Origin of the sequence: Actinomycetospora sp. (genome assembly GCF_036497245.1) — a bacterium.
GTDB lineage: Bacteria > Actinomycetota > Actinomycetes > Mycobacteriales > Pseudonocardiaceae > Actinomycetospora.
The window spans coordinates 1-15,185 of record NZ_DASXJS010000037.1 but is presented as its reverse complement, the minus strand read 5'-3'; the positions used below and the strand labels follow the sequence as shown (position 1 = coordinate 15,185).

Annotated in this window: 20 protein-coding genes and 1 pseudogene; 12 read left to right on the top strand and 9 right to left on the bottom strand. The window is 74.2% G+C overall.

Annotated features, from left to right (window positions below):
- The 3 genes from VGI02_RS04710 to VGI02_RS04700 form a co-directional block, all read right to left on the bottom strand.
- On the bottom strand, nucleotides 1–287 hold a 287-nt coding region (locus VGI02_RS04710), incomplete at its 3' end, for a cupin domain-containing protein (RefSeq protein ID WP_331626109.1).
- Between the two features lie 67 nt (nucleotides 288–354).
- Nucleotides 355–1,140, bottom strand: a complete 786-nt coding sequence (locus VGI02_RS04705) for a crotonase/enoyl-CoA hydratase family protein (protein ID WP_331626108.1) — start codon at nucleotides 1,138–1,140, stop codon at nucleotides 355–357.
- Nucleotides 1,133–2,284, bottom strand: a complete 1,152-nt coding sequence (locus VGI02_RS04700; RefSeq protein WP_331626107.1) for a TIGR03617 family F420-dependent LLM class oxidoreductase — start codon at nucleotides 2,282–2,284, stop codon at nucleotides 1,133–1,135. The genes VGI02_RS04705 and VGI02_RS04700 overlap by 8 nt, the downstream gene beginning before the upstream one ends.
- A gap of 77 nt (nucleotides 2,285–2,361) precedes the next feature.
- Here VGI02_RS04700 and VGI02_RS04695 point away from each other — a divergent pair, with 77 nt between their 5' ends.
- The 6 genes from VGI02_RS04695 to VGI02_RS04670 all read left to right on the top strand — a co-directional run bounded on the left by VGI02_RS04695 (nucleotide 2,362) and on the right by VGI02_RS04670 (nucleotide 6,450).
- Nucleotides 2,362–2,592, top strand: a complete 231-nt coding sequence (locus tag VGI02_RS04695; protein WP_331626105.1) for a hypothetical protein — start codon at nucleotides 2,362–2,364, stop codon at nucleotides 2,590–2,592.
- Nucleotides 2,593–2,615: 23 nt separating this feature from the next.
- Entirely contained in the window at nucleotides 2,616–3,437 is an 822-nt protein-coding gene (gene kynA / locus VGI02_RS04690; RefSeq protein ID WP_331626111.1) for a tryptophan 2,3-dioxygenase, read from the top strand.
- Between the two features lie 294 nt (nucleotides 3,438–3,731).
- Complete coding sequence (locus tag VGI02_RS04685) at nucleotides 3,732–3,908, top strand: YegP family protein (RefSeq protein WP_331626104.1); 177 nt, start codon at nucleotides 3,732–3,734, stop codon at nucleotides 3,906–3,908.
- A gap of 161 nt (nucleotides 3,909–4,069) precedes the next feature.
- Entirely contained in the window at nucleotides 4,070–4,876 is an 807-nt protein-coding gene (locus tag VGI02_RS04680) for a DUF1684 domain-containing protein (protein ID WP_331626103.1), read from the top strand.
- Nucleotides 4,877–5,046: 170 nt separating this feature from the next.
- Nucleotides 5,047–5,634: a GVDTG sorting domain-containing protein gene (locus tag VGI02_RS04675; protein ID WP_331626102.1), complete on the top strand. Its 588-nt coding sequence runs from the start codon at nucleotides 5,047–5,049 to the stop codon at nucleotides 5,632–5,634.
- Between the two features lie 243 nt (nucleotides 5,635–5,877).
- A complete protein-coding gene (locus tag VGI02_RS04670; protein WP_331626101.1) occupies nucleotides 5,878–6,450 on the top strand; it encodes a class F sortase in 573 nt (190 codons plus the stop codon).
- A 13-nt stretch (nucleotides 6,451–6,463) separates the two neighbouring features.
- Here VGI02_RS04670 and VGI02_RS04665 read toward each other — a convergent pair whose 3' ends face one another.
- Entirely contained in the window at nucleotides 6,464–6,937 is a 474-nt protein-coding gene (locus tag VGI02_RS04665) for a GNAT family N-acetyltransferase (RefSeq protein WP_331626110.1), read from the bottom strand.
- Between the two features lie 113 nt (nucleotides 6,938–7,050).
- On the opposite strand from VGI02_RS04665, the gene VGI02_RS04660 reads away from it, so the two are divergent.
- Together VGI02_RS04660 and VGI02_RS04655 are read left to right on the top strand one after the other, a co-directional pair.
- Nucleotides 7,051–7,773 (top strand): SDR family NAD(P)-dependent oxidoreductase, encoded by a 723-nt coding sequence (locus VGI02_RS04660; protein WP_331626099.1) that lies wholly within the window; start codon nucleotides 7,051–7,053, stop codon nucleotides 7,771–7,773.
- A 341-nt stretch (nucleotides 7,774–8,114) separates the two neighbouring features.
- Complete coding sequence (locus VGI02_RS04655) at nucleotides 8,115–8,450, top strand: hypothetical protein (protein ID WP_331626098.1); 336 nt, start codon at nucleotides 8,115–8,117, stop codon at nucleotides 8,448–8,450.
- Nucleotides 8,451–8,462: 12 nt separating this feature from the next.
- Here VGI02_RS04655 and VGI02_RS04650 read toward each other — a convergent pair whose 3' ends face one another.
- The 3 genes and pseudogenes from VGI02_RS04650 to VGI02_RS04645 form a co-directional block, all read right to left on the bottom strand.
- Nucleotides 8,463–8,690, bottom strand: coding sequence for an amidohydrolase family protein (locus VGI02_RS04650; RefSeq protein ID WP_331626097.1), 228 nt, complete (start codon nucleotides 8,688–8,690; stop codon nucleotides 8,463–8,465).
- 77 nt (nucleotides 8,691–8,767) lie between these two features.
- Nucleotides 8,768–9,103: pseudogene (locus tag VGI02_RS29095) on the bottom strand (amidohydrolase family protein); the annotation flags it as partial.
- Between the two features lie 70 nt (nucleotides 9,104–9,173).
- Nucleotides 9,174–10,007 (bottom strand): oxygenase MpaB family protein, encoded by an 834-nt coding sequence (locus tag VGI02_RS04645; protein ID WP_331626096.1) that lies wholly within the window; start codon nucleotides 10,005–10,007, stop codon nucleotides 9,174–9,176.
- A gap of 77 nt (nucleotides 10,008–10,084) precedes the next feature.
- Here VGI02_RS04645 and VGI02_RS04640 point away from each other — a divergent pair, with 77 nt between their 5' ends.
- Nucleotides 10,085–10,891 (top strand): GntR family transcriptional regulator, encoded by an 807-nt coding sequence (locus VGI02_RS04640; RefSeq protein ID WP_331626095.1) that lies wholly within the window; start codon nucleotides 10,085–10,087, stop codon nucleotides 10,889–10,891.
- A gap of 39 nt (nucleotides 10,892–10,930) precedes the next feature.
- Nucleotides 10,931–12,067: an acyl-CoA dehydrogenase family protein gene (locus VGI02_RS04635; protein WP_331626094.1), complete on the top strand. Its 1,137-nt coding sequence runs from the start codon at nucleotides 10,931–10,933 to the stop codon at nucleotides 12,065–12,067.
- A gap of 9 nt (nucleotides 12,068–12,076) precedes the next feature.
- On the opposite strand, the gene VGI02_RS04630 is transcribed toward VGI02_RS04635, so the two are convergent.
- The gene (locus tag VGI02_RS04630) at nucleotides 12,077–12,763 is read right to left on the bottom strand and encodes a response regulator (RefSeq protein ID WP_331626093.1); all 687 of its coding nucleotides are present in this window, start codon (nucleotides 12,761–12,763) and stop codon (nucleotides 12,077–12,079) included.
- The gene (locus VGI02_RS04625) at nucleotides 12,760–14,106 is read right to left on the bottom strand and encodes a sensor histidine kinase (RefSeq protein WP_331626092.1); all 1,347 of its coding nucleotides are present in this window, start codon (nucleotides 14,104–14,106) and stop codon (nucleotides 12,760–12,762) included. The genes VGI02_RS04630 and VGI02_RS04625 overlap by 4 nt, the downstream gene beginning before the upstream one ends.
- 146 nt (nucleotides 14,107–14,252) lie before the next feature.
- On the opposite strand from VGI02_RS04625, the gene VGI02_RS04620 reads away from it, so the two are divergent.
- Together VGI02_RS04620 and VGI02_RS04615 are read left to right on the top strand one after the other, a co-directional pair.
- Entirely contained in the window at nucleotides 14,253–14,744 is a 492-nt protein-coding gene (locus VGI02_RS04620) for a hypothetical protein (protein ID WP_331626091.1), read from the top strand.
- Nucleotides 14,745–14,988: 244 nt separating this feature from the next.
- Nucleotides 14,989–15,185 (top strand): VOC family protein (locus tag VGI02_RS04615; protein WP_527249122.1); only part of this gene is annotated, 197 nt, incomplete at its 3' end.

Below are 15,185 nucleotides of genomic sequence, written 5' to 3'. Positions count from 1 at the left end.
CCGCCCTCGGGGAACCACACGAAGCTGCCCGGGGCGTAGGTGCCCTGGTGGGTGTTCAGCGTCCCGGACAGCACGTAGATCCCGTGCCCGCACGGGTGCGTGTGCCAGGGGTTCGTGAAGCCGGCGCGGTACACCATCTTGATCACCTGCATGCCGGTGTCCGGGTCGTCGAGCAACGGGACGTGCTCGAGCACGGCTCCGATCGCCGGCACGGGGAAGTCCTGCCATGGGGCGGTGGTGGTGTCGGTGACGGCGAGCTCGACGGGGTCCGGCGCGGTACTGGTCATGACGACGAAGCGTCAGGTACCGGTATTGCGGTCTGGTGTCAGCCGGACGACGAGGGCATCACCGGAGTCAGCGGCCGGTCCATTCGGGCGAGCGCTTCTCGGCGAACGCCCGAGGGCCCTCGCGGGCGTCCTCGCTGGCGAAGATCCGGGCCATGACCGCGGCGTTGTCGTCCCACGCGGCGTCACCGTTCTCCTCCGCGTGCGCGGCCCGCATCATGAGACCCCGGGACTCGCGCACGGCGAGCGGCGCGTTCGCGGCGATCGTCGCAGCCATCGCCCGAGCCGCCTCCAGGGCCGTCCCGGCGGGTGCCACGCGGTTCACCAGACCCAGCTCGTAGCCCCGCGCCGCGCTGATCGGCGTACCCGTCATCGCGATCTCGAGGGCGATCGCCCGCGGGATGCGCTGCGGCAGGCGGATCAGCCCGCCCGCGCCCGCGGCGAGACCGCGGGCGACCTCGGGGAGGCCGAGCCGGGCCTCCTCGTCGGCGACGGCGAGATCGCAGGCGAGCATCAGCTCCAGCCCGCCGCCGAACGCGAGGCCGTTGACGGCCGCGATCGTGGGGGTCGCGAGCGTGTGCCGGGCGAACCCGCCGAAGCCCCACTCCGGGTGGTCGGGGTCGGTGAGGGTGTCGCCCTGGGCGACCGCCTTGAGGTCGGCCCCGGCGCTGAACGCGCGGCCCGTCCCGGTGACGACGATCGCGCGCACCGCCTCGTCCCGGTCGGCGGCCTCCAGGGCGGTGCCGAGAGCGGCGGCGACGGTCGAGTTCAGCGCGTTGAGCGCCTTCGGGCGGTCGAGGGTGACGACGGTGACCGCGTCGCTCGTCTCGACGTGCACCGGTTCCTCGTCAGACACCTGCGGTCTCCCCTGGGTCGATGGTCGGGCTCCGCCGGGCGCTCTTTCCGACGATCTCGGCGCGCGCGGCCGCGTCGTCGGCACCCTGCACCACGGACGCGAGGTTCCGCAGCGTCTCGCGATCACGGTCGTGGTGCCCGGGGCTGATCGCGATCGAGAACTCGACGTCGGTGACCACCCCCGAATACCGCTCGAGCAGGCGATCGCAAATCTCGTCGTGGGTGCCGATGACGGCGAACCGGTCGAGGGTCTCGTCGTCGATCATGTCCGGCAGCTCCTCCCAGCGCTGGGCCTTGGAGAGCTCCTTGGCGTCGGTCGCGAGGTCGTGCAGGCCGAGGTGGTCGAACGCGGCGCGGTAGCCCGGCGTCGAGGCGTAGAACGCGATCCGGGCGCGCGCGTCACGGATCTTCGGCTGGAGCTCCTCCTCGGTGCACGCGGACGCCACGAGAGGCTTCATGGCGACGCGGAACCCGTCGAGCGAGCGCCCCGAGCGGGCGGCCCCGCGTCGCACGGCCGGGAGCATGACCTCCGCGATGTAGCTCGGGGTGCACACCGGGTGTGGCCGGACACCGTCGGCGACCTCACCGGCCACCGCGCACATGTTGGTGTTGACCGCGGCGAGGTGGACCGGGATGTCCGGGTGTTCGATCGGTCCGGCGTCGAACAGCGGCACCATGAGGTCGAGGTCGTAGTGCTGGCCGTGATGGTCGAGCGGCTCTCCGGTCTGCCAGGTGTGCCAGACCGCCCGCATCGCGCGCACGTACTCGCGCATCCACGGTGCGGGCGGGTGCCAGTCCATCCCGTAGCGGCGCCGGATGTGCCCGCGCACCTGGGTGCCGAGCCCGAGGGTGAACCGTCCGCCCGAGAACTTCTGCTGGGTCCACGCATGCAGCGCCATCGTCGTGGGACTGCGCGGGAACGCGATGGCGACGGCGGTGGACAGGCGCAGCTGCCGGGTCGCCGCCGCGGCGAGGGTGAGCACGACGAACGGGTCGTCCTTGGTCTCCTCGACGGCGAGCCCGCCGTAGCCGATCTCCTCGAGGAGCTCGGCGTTCGCGGCCACGCTGCGGAGATCCATCGGCGTCTCGGGGGCACGCAGACCGGGATCGACCTTGCCCAGGGGCAGCAGGGTCTCGAGACGCATCGGGCGACCGACCTCCTCGTCGAGCGGGCGCAACCGAGTCTGGCACCGACGGTGGCCGAGCGCGCAGGATCGACGCCGTGCCCCTCGACCGCGTCCAGCCCGAGCACGCCCGGCCCGAGCACGCCCGGCCCGAGCCCGTCCAGCCCGAGCACGCCCGGCCCGAGCCCGCCCGGCCGGACAACCCCGAGCAGGGCGGCGACCCGGTGTGCTGGATGCACCTGCTCTGCCCGGCGTGCGGGGCGATGCCGGACCCGGAGGAACCGGAGTCCGGGACCTGCCCCCGCTGCGGCGAGGAACGCGAGCCGTGAACGCCGACCGGAACACCCGGCCGATGGAGTCGGGGATCGTCCGGGACTTCACGGAGAACCTGTCCTACGGCCGCTACCTGCACCTCGACGAGCTGCTGTCCGCCCAGCACCCGCTCTCGCGCCCGGAGCACCACGACGAGCTGCTGTTCGTCATCCAGCACCAGACCTCGGAGCTCTGGCTCAAGCTCGCCCTCCACGAGCTCGGCACCGCATGCGAGGACCTCGCGCAGGACGACCTCGCCCCGGCGCTCAAGCGGCTCGCCCGCGTCAAGCACGTGCAGCGCCAGCTGATCGAGCAGTGGTCGGTGCTCGCGACGCTGACGCCCAGCGAGTACGGCCAGTTCCGGGGGTTCCTGGGGACGTCGTCGGGGTTCCAGAGCTACCAGTACCGCGCCGTGGAGTTCGTGCTCGGGAACAAGAACGAGGACATGGTCGCGCTCTTCGCCGACGACCCGGCGGCCCAGCGCATCCTCACCGAGGCCCTCGACCGCCCGAGCCTGTACGACGAGTTCCTGCGCCTGCTGGCCCGTCGCGGCCACCCCGTGCCCGAGGAGCTGCTGCACCGCGACGTGCGGGCGCCCCACGTCGAGAACGCCGGCCTCGTCGAGGTCTTCCGGGAGATCTACGCGGACCCGGATCGGTACTGGGACGTCTACGAGGCCTGCGAGGAGCTCGTGGACATCGAGGAGAACGTCCAACTCTGGCGCTTCCGGCACCTCAAGACGGTGGAGCGGACGATCGGGTTCCGCTCCGGAACCGGCGGCTCGAGTGGCGCGGCGTTCCTGCGCCGCGCCCTCGAGCTCACCTTCTTCCCGGAGCTCTACGCCGTCCGGACGGCTCTCTAGCCGCCGTCGGATCCAGCCCTCGTCGTGCTCGCGGACCGGGCGTGGCGCGCGCTCTGCCGCGGCGGGTGCCGGGCGGGCGTCGGGAAGGCCAGTAAACGCTTGCAAGGATCACGGGACGGCGTGATGAGAATGTGTGAATTCTTCTCGTCCCGAGACGTGGGTCCGGAACCGTCCGGGAAGTCGTGAGCCGTGCTCCGGGCCCGACGCGCCGGGCCGAGAAGTTCCTGCCGACGGGCATCCGGCGCTAGCGTCCGTCCTGACCAGCACGTTCAGCAGGCAGCGGGAGGCAGAGAGATGTCTGGGAAGTTCGAGGTCTACGAGGACCGGGCCGGGAAGTTCCGCTTCCGTCTCAAGGCGAGCAATGGGCAGATCGTGGCGTCGGGGGAGGGTTACGAGACCAAGGCCGCGGCCAAGAAGGGCTGCGAGTCCGTGCAGAAGGCGGCCGACGGCGCGAAGGTCGTCGAGGCCTGAGCTGTCGCACGGTTCCGGCGGGTCGGAACGTCGACCCGCCGGAACCGAACGCGTCCCGGTCGGCCGCGCCGGAATCCGCGGGCTCGGTCCCGGGTTGCCCCCGTGAGGACCCGACACCGTCAGGACCCGACCCCGTCGGGACCTGAGATCCGGAGGACGCGATGACCGTCACCGACGACACGGCGACGCTGCTCGCCGACTGGCAGCGCTGGCACGACGCTCGCGAGGCGACCCTGCGCGAGCCGCACGGCTGGCTGGCGCTCACCGCCCTCGAATGGCTCGACGTGACCCCGCGGGCCGTGGCCGACCTGCCGGGGACCTGGTGCGCGCCGGGCGACGGCAGCGTGGAGATCGTCGCGTCGGACGCGGACGGGATCGAGGTCGGTGGCGAGCGTGTCGACGGCACGGCCACGGTGCGGCCCGTCGACGGGGCGCCGGGCGTCCTGGTCACCGTGGGGGAGCGGGTGGTCGAGCTCGCCCGCCGCACCGACTCCTACGCGCTGCGGGTCCGCGATCCGCGGGCCACCACCCGCACCGGGTTCACCGGGGTCCCGACGTTCCCGGTCGACCCGCAGTGGGTCGTCACCGGGCGGTTCGAGGCCTACCCGGCACCGGAGCGGATCACGGTCGGCGCCGTCGTCGACGGACTGCAGCACTTCCCGACGGCGGTGGGGACCGTCACGATCGACCTCGGGGGCCGCGAGTACCGCCTGGTCGCCCTCGCGGGCAAGGACGGCGGACTGTCGCTGCACTTCCGCGACGCCACGAGTGGCGCGAGCACCTACGGCGGCGGGCGCATCCTGCGGACGGACGATCCGGCGGCGGACGGTTCGCTCGTGGTCGATCTCAACCGCACCGTGAACCTGCCCTGCGCCTTCACCGCGTACGCGACCTGCCCGCTGCCGCCGGCCGAGAACGTCCTCGACGCCGCCGTCGAGGCCGGCGAGAAGCTGCCCGATCCGTCCTGATCCGTCCCGTCCGGTGATGACGTACCGGAGCCCGCGGACGAACGCTGAGGAACGGATGAGAGAACTCCGCACCCGCTTGCGTACAAGCGGCGTGCGTGCTGTGTGAGATCTCGTGCATCGGGTATGAACCCCGCCGAGCTCGTCATCAGAACGAGATACGGGGAGGACTCATGACGCGAGTGACCATGACCCGCGCCGGCCTGGCTGTCGCAGCCGCCGCGCTCTCGATCGGCGCGCTGGGGGCGTGCTCCGGTGGCACGCCGCAGTTGCCGCAGAACGTGCCGTCGGGGGTCCCGACGGCGCTGCCGTCGAACCTGCCGAGCATCCCGGGTGCTCCCGGGCAGCCGGGCCAGCCGGCGCCCGGTCAGCCCGCGCCTGGTCAGCCCGGTGCCGAGGGTGGTGCCGCCGGCGGGGCCGCAGCAGGCGGGGCGGCCGCGGGCGGTGCCGCGGCCGGCGGTGCCGAGGGCGGTGCGGCCGGTGGTGCCGCGGGCCAGGGCGGCGCCGCAGGCGGAGCGGCCGGGACCGAGGGCTCCGGCGGTTCGGGCAGCGGCTCGGGCTCGGGCTCGGGCAGCGGCGGTTCCGGTTCCGGCGGCACCGGTGGTGCGCCGAGCCAGACGCCGTCCGGCGGCGTGCAGACCGGCGCCGGCAGCACCTCGGGCGTCGAGCACGGCGAGCTGTTCGGTCTCGGCGGTGTCGCCCTCGTGGCGGCCGGTGGCATCGCGGTCGTGGCGACCCGTCGTCGTCGCACGCAGGACTGACGACTGGGAACGACTCCGGACGGCGCCGACGCCCACGCGTCGGCGCCGTCCGACCCGCCCCCGCCGGAACCGCCGGAAACGCCTGAGCCGACCGCGGATCGTCCGGTACCGGACGAACCCTCCGACGACTCCCCAGCAAGCCCGGAGCGCCCGTCGCCCGCCTCGCCCCGGCCCCGGCGTCGGCTGCTGCTGCTGATCGCGGGCCTGCTCGCCGCGGTCGGGATCGGCGCGATCGCGGCGGCGTTGTTCCTCCAGCAGAGCGCGCCCGCCGAGCACGACGCGGGCGCGCTGCCCGCTCCGCCCCCCGTCACGCAGACGCCCCCGGGGCCGACGACCCCGGTCGGTCCGCCGCCGTCGCCGCCGGCGCGCATCGTGATCGGCAAGATCGGCGTCGATTCTCGCGTGGGGTCGGTCGGGCTGAACCCGGACCGGACGATGGAGGTCCCCGCCAAGGGCCCGCTCTACGATTCCGCCGCGTGGTACCGCTACTCGGTCACCCCCGGCCGGCAGGGCCCTTCAGTGATCATCGGCCACATCGACTCGGCGGAGAACGGGCCGTCGGTGTTCTTCCGGCTGGGCGCGCTGGCCCCGGGGGACACCGTGGCGGTGACCCGCGAGGACGGGCGCACGGTGCCCTTCACGGTCTACGCCACCCGCTCGTTCTCCAAGGACACGTTCCCGTCCGGCGAGGTCTACTCCGGCACCGCGGGTCCGGAGCTGCGCCTGATCACCTGCAGCGGATCGTTCGACGCGATCGTGCGGTCCTACCGCGACAACACCGTCGTCTTCGCGCGCGAGAGCGGCCCGCCGACCTGAGCCGAGCCGCCGGTCAGCGGTCGAGGGCCGCCAGATCGTCCAGCGACGCGCCGTCGACGCGGTGCGTGGTCCAGCCGTCCTGCGGGGCCGATGCCAGCGTGGCGTAGAAGTCGAGCGCAGGGGTGTTCCAGTCGAGCACCGCCCACTCCATCCGGGCCCACCCGCGCTCGACGCACACGGCGGCGAGGCGGGCGAGCAGTGACCGGGCGAGCCCGAACCGACGGTGCGACGGCGACACGTAGAGATCCTCGAGGTGCATGCCGTGCGCGCCGGTCCAGGTCGAGAACGTCACGAACCACAGCGCCGTCCCGGCCAGGGCACCGTCGACCTCCGCGACGTGCCCGAACACCGACGGGTGCTCCTCGAACAGCGCGGCGTGCAACTGGTCGGCGGTCAGCAGGCAGGACTCCGGCTCGCGCTCGTAGTCGGCGAGCTCGTGGACGAAGCGCACCACCGCAGGCACGTCGTCGGGCTGGATCGCGCGGATGGCGACGGCGGGGGTGGCCTCGGGCGCAGTGGTACCGGAGCCGGTGGATTCAGGTCGTGCGGGCACGCGACCATCATCACCGGCGGAGTCGACGACGATCCGAGGAGGACCTCATGACGGCCGTGGTGACGGGTGGCGGTACCGGTATCGGGCGGGCGATCGCGGAGGCGCTGGCGCGTCTCGGGCATCCGGTCGCGGTGGTGTACAGCCGCTCCGCGGACGACGCCGCGCGCACCGTCGAGGCCATCCGGGGCGAGGGAGGGACCGCGGACGCGTTCCCGGCCGACGTCACCGACGACGACGCGGTGCGGGCCCTGATGGCGGCCGTCCGTGAATCGCTCGGGCCGGTCTCGATCCTGGTCAACAACGCGGGCGGCACCGAGCACATCGCCCTGGACGACCTCGAGGCGGCGGGCGACGAGGTCTTCGAGCGGTTGTTCCGGCTGAACACGCTCTCCGCTTGGCACTGCGCCCGCGCGGCCGCACCGGACCTCCGGGCGGCCGACGACGGGTGCGTGATCAACGTCGGCAGTGCGTCGGTGTCGTCCGGCCGGGGCTCGTCGGTGCCCTACGTGGTGTCCAAGGCCGCACTCTCCGGGCTCACCCGGGCACTCGCGAACGCCCTGGCGCCGGCGCGGGTCAACGAGGTCTGGCCGGGCCTCGTGCTCACCCGCTGGTGGGCGGGCAAGGAGGAGCAGGGCCGGGCGCTCGCCGCGAACGCGATCGTCGGCCGGGAGACGACCGTCGAGGACGTCGCGGCCGCCGTCGTCGGGCTCGTGACCTCGCGGGCCATCACCGGGCAGACGATCACGGTCGACGGCGGCCAGACGTTGTAGGGCTCCGATCCTGGGTCCGGGCCTCGTCGGGTTCACGCCTTCGGGTGGTCCCTCGGCGCGTCGACCGGTCGCGCTCCGCGGCGGAGTCCGGGCGGGAGGCTCCGCCGTTCGGGTCCGGACGATCGCCGCGCGGACGACGGGTCACCGCGCGACCGGGCGCGGCGTCGGGGCGGGACCACGAGGCGTGACGCAGGCCGTGAGCATGATCGGCTGTCGGGGGAGCGGGTTGCGCCGACGGCGGCGCCGGACCGCGGATCGTGGGGCTCAAGCGGGCCCACCGGAGCGCCGTAGCCGGGCACGTGACCGTCTCGCGTGATCTCTCCCCGGCCCCCACCCCCCACGTGACCGACCTGAACGCCGACCTCGAGACCGCGCTCGGCGCGCCGACCCCGAGGACGCCGCGGGAGCCCGCAGCCGCCGTCGTCGTCCCGGCCCAGCTCTCGCCGGTTCAGGCCTCCTGGCTGCTGCCCGGCACCGCGGAGCGGGTGCGCCGGGCGGCCGTCGCGCTCCGCCGGGCCACGCGCGAGGGAACCGTGCACCACCACCGGCACCCCGGGGTCCCCCGGAACCGTCGCGCACCCGGGATCGAGGTCGTGCGGGTGTGGGCGGACGGCCGCGACCTGGACGAGCAGCGCCGCGCGTGCCGCAGGTGCACCCCGGAGCCGGTCGGTCGCTGACCCGCCGGTGCGTCAGATGCCGAGCAGCTCCTCCGCGTTCCCGGAGGCGATGCGCTCCCGGTCGGCGTCCTCGAGCGCGGCGTCACGCAGGAAGCTCGTCGCGACCTGCGAGTCGGCGAACGGGTGGTCCACGGAGAAGAGGATCCGCTCGGGGTCGAACGTCGCGAGCGCGCAGGCCAGCGGGGGTCCGGGGTGTAGCCGGCGGTGGTGATCAGGACCTGGTCGAGGTCCGTCCGCCACACCGCACGACCGCCCACGCTGCTCGGGGTCAGGCGCTCGTCGGCCCGGGCGAGGGAGAACGGCAGGTTCTCGCCCATGTGCCCGACGACGATCGTCAGATCGGGGTGCGCGTCGAACGTCCCGGCGACGGCGAGGCGCAGCACGTGCATGCCGGTCTCGGCGTGCCAGCCCCAGCCCGCCGTCGCGAGCGTGGCGCCGGCACCCTCGGGCAGGCGCCCGAAGTAGACGTCGGCGACGGCGGGTGGCGGCGGCGCGGGGTGGAGGTAGAGGGGCACGCCGAGCTCCGCGCAGGTGGCGAGCACGGGGGCGAACTCGGGGTCGTCGAGGAAGCGCCCGTGGGTCTGGCCGAACACCATGGCGCCGACGAAGCCCGCCTCACCGACGGCGCCGAAGCGGTCGGGGTGCTCGGCCACGGCGGCCGCGAGCCGGTCGTTGGCGGCGCGGGCCAGGGCGACGCCCGACGCGCCCCACCGTGGCCCCGCCTCAGACCAGCGGCATGCCGAGACGGCGCCGCACGCGCATGTCGGTGAGAAAGGCGTTGTAGGGCAGCGACCGGACCGGGGTCGGCGCCCGACGCAGCACCGCGCCGAGCCGTCGCATCGTGGTCTCGAACCGCCCTTGGTCGGCGTCGGACCAGGTGAACCCCATCATCGAACGGAACGGCTCGGGCAGGAATCCGGCGGTGAAGAACGCGCTCGCGCGGCCGGTGGCGCGGCGCAGTGGAGCGGGGAGGAACTCCTGGCGCACCAGGCGCCAGAGGTAGGCGTGCACGGTGTCGTCGAGGTGGACGTGCTCGAGCTCGGCGTCCCACCAGCGCTCGAAGGCCGCCCGGTCCGCGGGCCACTGCTCGGGGCGGACCTGGAGACCGGTACCGAGGCTCGCGCACTGCAGGTAGACGTCGTCGGGCAGCCACTGCCCGGGGCGGCCTTCGAGCAGCGCCCACGTGTCCTCGAACGCGCGGACCAGGCAGGCCGCGACCCACATCTGCAGCTCGCGGTCGAACGCGTCGTAGGCGACCGGGCTCGACGGCGTCGAGCGCACCTGGGCGTGCGAGCGCCCGACGGCCCGGCGGTAGTCGCGCACGTCCCGGGGGTCGCCGAGCATGGTCACCGACAGATAGGTGCTCGTGGTCCGGAGCCGGTGCAGCGGATGGATCATGAGGTTGCCGCGGTCGACCCGGCTCTCGACGACGCCGTGCCCGACGCCGGGCCGGGCCAGCTGCATGATCACGTTGGCGGTCGCGCCGAGGAGCACGGCGCCGCTCACCGTGTCCGCCGCGTGCCGCGGGCGGACGGTGGTGCTCGGGTCGGTCGGCACGGTGCTCTCCCTAGGGCGTCGGGTCCGGGCGACGCACGATCCTGCTGATCCTATATTCGATAGGATATGGTGGCGCCATGGTCGCGTCGTCGGGAACCGGGCGCGGTCCGCAGGCGCTCGGGGAGGCCCTGGCGCTGCCGGACCGGGTGGCCCTCCTGCTGCGCGATCGGATCCTCTCCGGGGAGCTGACGCCCGGGACGTTCCTGCGCGTGGACCGCCTCGGCGAGGAGTTCGGGGTGAGCCAGACGCCGGTCCGCGAGGCACTGCAGTCGCTGCGCGCGGACGACATGGTGCGGGCGCTGCCGCGACGCGGGTACGTGGTCGCGCCGATGGCCCGGGGCGACGTCGGGGACCTCTTCGCGGCGCAGGCCCACCTCACGGGCGAGCTCGCGGCCCGCGCGGCCGCCGCGGCGGGCCCGGCCGACCTGGCGGCGCTGCGCGAGCACGACGCCGAGGTGGCGCGGCTCGCCGAGGTGTGTGAGGCCCGCGACGGCGATCGCGCCGGACCCGACGCGCCCGGCGGTCTCGTGAGAGCGGCTGCGCCCGTCGGTCCGTCCGGAGCCGACGCGTCCGACCACGGCCTCGCGCTCGCCCACGCCGAGCACGAGTTCCACGCCGCGGTGAACCGCACCGCCTCCTCACGCAAGCTCGCCTGGCTCGCGGGCTGCGCCGAGCGCTACCTGCCGCCGCGCTTCTACACCGCGAGCGCCGCGTGGCGCGCCGCGACCCGGCGCTCGCACGCCGAGCTGCTCGACGCCCTGGCCGGGGCCGACGCCGACGCCGCGCGCGAGGCCATGGCCCGCCACGTCCTCGACGGGCGCGACCTGCTGCTCGCCCACCTCGACGCCATCGGTTTCTTCGCCGAGAAGGCACCGACCGCCTGAACCGCCCGACCGCTGACCACCTACCGCTGAGGAGCCCCCATGCCCGTCACGCTCACCGAGGAGCAGGACGCCCTCGCCGCCGCGATCGGCGAGTTCGCCCGCCGCGAGATCCCCGACAAGGCCGCGCGCGACCGCCTCACCGCGGACGGCCCGCACAGCGACGAGATCTACCGCAAGATGGCCGGGCTCGGCTGGCTCGGCATCGCGCTGCCGGAGGCCTACGGGGGCGCCGACGGCTCGATGACCGACCTGCTCGTCTTCCTCGAGGAGACCGCGTACCAGCAGGCGCCGATCGGCGGCTTCGGCACGACGATCATCACCGCCGAGGCGATCAAGAAGTTCGGCTCCGAGGCGCAGAAGCAGGAGCTGCTCGGCGGCGTGTGCCGCGGCGACACCCTGGCGATCTCCATGTCCGAGCCGGGCGCGGGCTCCGACGTCGGCGGCCTGACCTGCAAGGCGACGAAGACCGAGGACGGCTGGGTCGTCGACGGCCAGAAGACGTGGTGCTCGAACGCCCACATCGCCTCGCACATCCTGCTCGTCGCCCGCACCTCCACCGAGGGCGGCAAGCACGACGGGCTGACCATGCTCGTCGTCCCCACCGACGTCGAGGGTCTCGAGATCCACGGGATCGAGACGATGGGCGGCAAGGAGGTCAACGACCTCTACTTCACGAACTGCCACCTGCCCGCCGACGCCGTCGTCGGGACCGAGGGGCAGGGCTGGCGCCAGCTCATGGCCGGCCTGAACCTGGAGCGGATGATCCTCGCGGGCCTCATGCTCGGCCTCGGGCGTCGCGCCTTCGACGACACGCTGGCCTACGTCAAGGAGCGCGAGCAGTTCGGGCGCCCGGTCGGCAGCTTCCAGGCCATGCGCCACCGGATCGCCGACAACGCCACCGAGCTGGCCGCCACGAAGCTCCTCGTGCACGACACCGCGCACACGATCGACGCGAACCCGACGGCGCTGTTCCCCAAGGAGGCGTCGATGGCCAAGCTCAAGGCCACCGAGCTCGCCAAGCACCTCTCGCTGGAGGGCATGCAGATGCTCGGCGGCTACGGCTACGCCACCGAGTACGGGATGGAGCGGCTGCTGCGCCAGTCGGTCGTCTCCACGGTGTACGGCGGCACCAGCGAGATCCAGCGCGACATCATCGGGAAGACCCTGGGGCTCTGACCGGGCCGCTCACCCGGCCCGGGCCACGCCGTTGCGCCACGCCCAGGCCACCAGGGCGGGCCTGCTGTCGACGCCGAGCTTGGAGATCAGGTGGTTCACGTGGGTCTTCACGGTCGCCTCGCTGACGACGAGCCGTGACGCGGTCTGCTGGTTCGACAGGCCCTGGGCGACGAGACGGAGCACGTCGACCTCGCGGGCGGTGAGCCCCTCGGGCAGTTCGGGCTCCGGGGCCGGCCGCGAGGTCGGCGCGGCGGGGGAGCCGGCGAGGTCGACGAGACGTCGCTGCACCGCCGCGTCGAGCACCGACCCGCCCGCGGCGACCGTCCGGATCGCGGCGAGCAGCGCCTCGCCCGTCGTGTCCTTGGTGAGGTACCCGGCGGCGCCTGCGCGCAGGGCCGGGAGCACGGCGTCGTCGTCGGCGTAGGTGGTCAGGATCAGCACCCGGACCTCCGGGGCGTCGCCGCGGACGGTCGCGGTCACCTCGGCGCCGTCGAGTCCGGGCATCCGGAGATCCACGAGCGCGACGTCGGGGCGCTCGGCGAGCACGACCTCCACCGCACGCGTCCCGTCGGCCGCGGTCGCGACGACCTCGAGGTCGTCGGCGGCCGAGAGCAGCATGGCGAGGCCGTCCCGCACGACGGCCTGGTCGTCGGCGAGCACCACGCGCACCGGGCTCCTACCGCTCGGAGGGGTCACGGCGTCAGCCTGCCGGATGCCCCGCCCAGGCGACCGGGCCCCGCCGGGGAGACACGGCACGCCGACAGGGGGACGTGCAGGGTCACGCGCCAGCCCCGTTCCCCGCGCGGCCCCGCGTCGAGGGCGCCGCCCACCAGGGCGGCCCGCTCGCGCAGCCCGACCAGCCCCTTCCCGCCGCCGACGTCGCCCCGGGCCTGTGCTCCGGCGGCGGGACCCGCGCCGGGCCCGGCCCCCGACCCGGAACCCGCCCCGTCGTCGGTCACCCGCACCTCGACCGCGTCGCCCACGGCGACCGAGATGGTCACCGGCGCGCCGGGCGCGTGCCTGCCCGCGTTGGTGAGCGCCTCACGGACGGTCGCGAACACCGTCTCCCGGACCCGCGGGGGGAGGCCGTCGAGATCCCCCGAGACGGACAGGTCGGCGCCGTGCTCCTCGGCCAGCGCGGTGAGGTCGGCGGCGCGGGGCGCGGACGCGGGGGAGTCCTCGCGCAGTGCCGCGACGGCCTCCTTCGCCTCGGCGAGCCCGCTACGGGCGAGGTCGGCGGCCTGGTCGACCGCGCCGATCACCGGGTCCTCGGGGCCGAGCCGTTTCGTCGCCACCGCCCGGATCCCCTGCAGGTGCAGGGAGAGGCCGGACAGGGTGTGCGCGAGCACGTCGTGCAGATCGCGGGCGATGCGGGCGCGCTCCTGGCCCGCCGCTGCCGCCAGCTCGACCTCGCGCAGTGCGTCCCGCTCGGCGAGCAGGGCCAGGACCCGGACGTGCTCGCGGTGCAGCCGGGCCCGGTCGAGGGAGCGCGACGCGAGGGCGGGCACCGCGAGCGCGACGAGGAACAGCCAGGAGGACCCGGTGGCGTACGCGAGCGTCGCGCCGATCCCGACGCCGGCCGCCCCGGCGAACCACCAGACGACCCGGGCGTCGATGACGATCCGGCCGATCAGCGCACCGGCGACCAGCGCGCAGACGTAGCCGGCGCCCCGGGGCTCCAGGACGGTCGCGACCATCCCGAGCAGCGTGCAGAGCGACAGCATGAACGTCCGCCACCGCTCGCCGTCGGCGGTGGGCGAGGGGATGCGCGGGTCCCGCATCGCGATGACCGCGCAGATCGCGCCGGCGAGGGCGACGAGTCCCGCGGCGATCGCGGTCGGGGTGAGCGGCCAGACGGTCCCGGCGGCCACCGCCAGCCACAGCACCGGGCGGCCGGCGCGGGCCAGAGCGGTCATCCTCGAGTCGATCCGGGCCTCGGGGACCCCGGCGGTCCGCAGGGCGGGGCGCGGGGCCGGCTCGGGCCGGGGCCCGGGCCCGGCTCCCGTCGCGACCCCCGTCGGGTCGGTCTGCACCGTCACGCCGACGAGTCTGGACCCCCATCCGCCGTCGCACACCCGTCCTCCACCCCGTCTCCACCCGCGGGTGGACGCCCGCCGTCGTGCCCCCGACGACGCTGGTCCACATCCGGGCCGCAGGGCCCACGGAGCACGGGGAGGACGACTCGATGAGCGGGCCGCTGCAGGTGATCGTCGGGATCGCGGTGTTGGGCTGGATCCTCTACAACCAGCTGCGGGTGCGGCAGTTCACGGCCCGGCGGCTGCGGATCGCGGGGATCCTCGGGGTCGTCGGCCTCGTCGAGATCGTGTCGTCGGCCTCGGCGCACCCGGTGTCGGTGGTCGGTTGGACGTTGCTGGTCACCGGCCTGGTGATCGGTGCGGCGCTGGGGCTGATCCGGGCCGCGACCGTCAGGCTGTGGGTCCGCGACAGTGCCGTCTACACCCAGGGCCACGCGCTGACGGCGGCGCTGTGGATCGTCGGGATCGGGATCCACATCGGGCTCGACGTGCTGGCGGGCGCGGTCGCGCCGTCGGCGAACGCGGTGAACTCCTCGAGCGTGCTGCTGTTCATCGCGGTCAGCCTCGGGGTGCAGGGGCTCATGACGATGCGGCGGGCGCAGTCCCTCCCCGGCGCCCCGGTCCTCGCCCCGGTTCGCTGAGGGCGCCGATGCGCTGAGCCGTCCTCCGGTGGCCCCGTCGGGTCCCGATCCGAGCCCCCGAACGCGGCCTGACGCGCCCTGTCGCGGGTTCCGGCGTCCGGCCGACGCTCTTGTCGTTGTGATTCACAACGACAAGACGCGCCAGCGGGGGGAAGGCCGCGACAAGGAGCGGGCCGCATCGGTCGGCCGGCGCGACGGATCCGTTCAAGACGGGCGCGCCGGACGCCGGGCAGGCTGCGCGGCCATGAGCAGCACACCGGTCCGGCGCGTCGTCGCCAACCTGCCCGTCGCCGAGCCCGCGGCCGACACCCCCTTCTGGACCGACCTGCTGGGGCTCGAGACCGCGATGGACCAGGGCTGGGTCGTCAACCACCGCGCGGTCGGGGTGACCATGCCCGTCCAGGTCCAGCTGGTCTCCCGGGACGCCACGGCGCCGGTCGA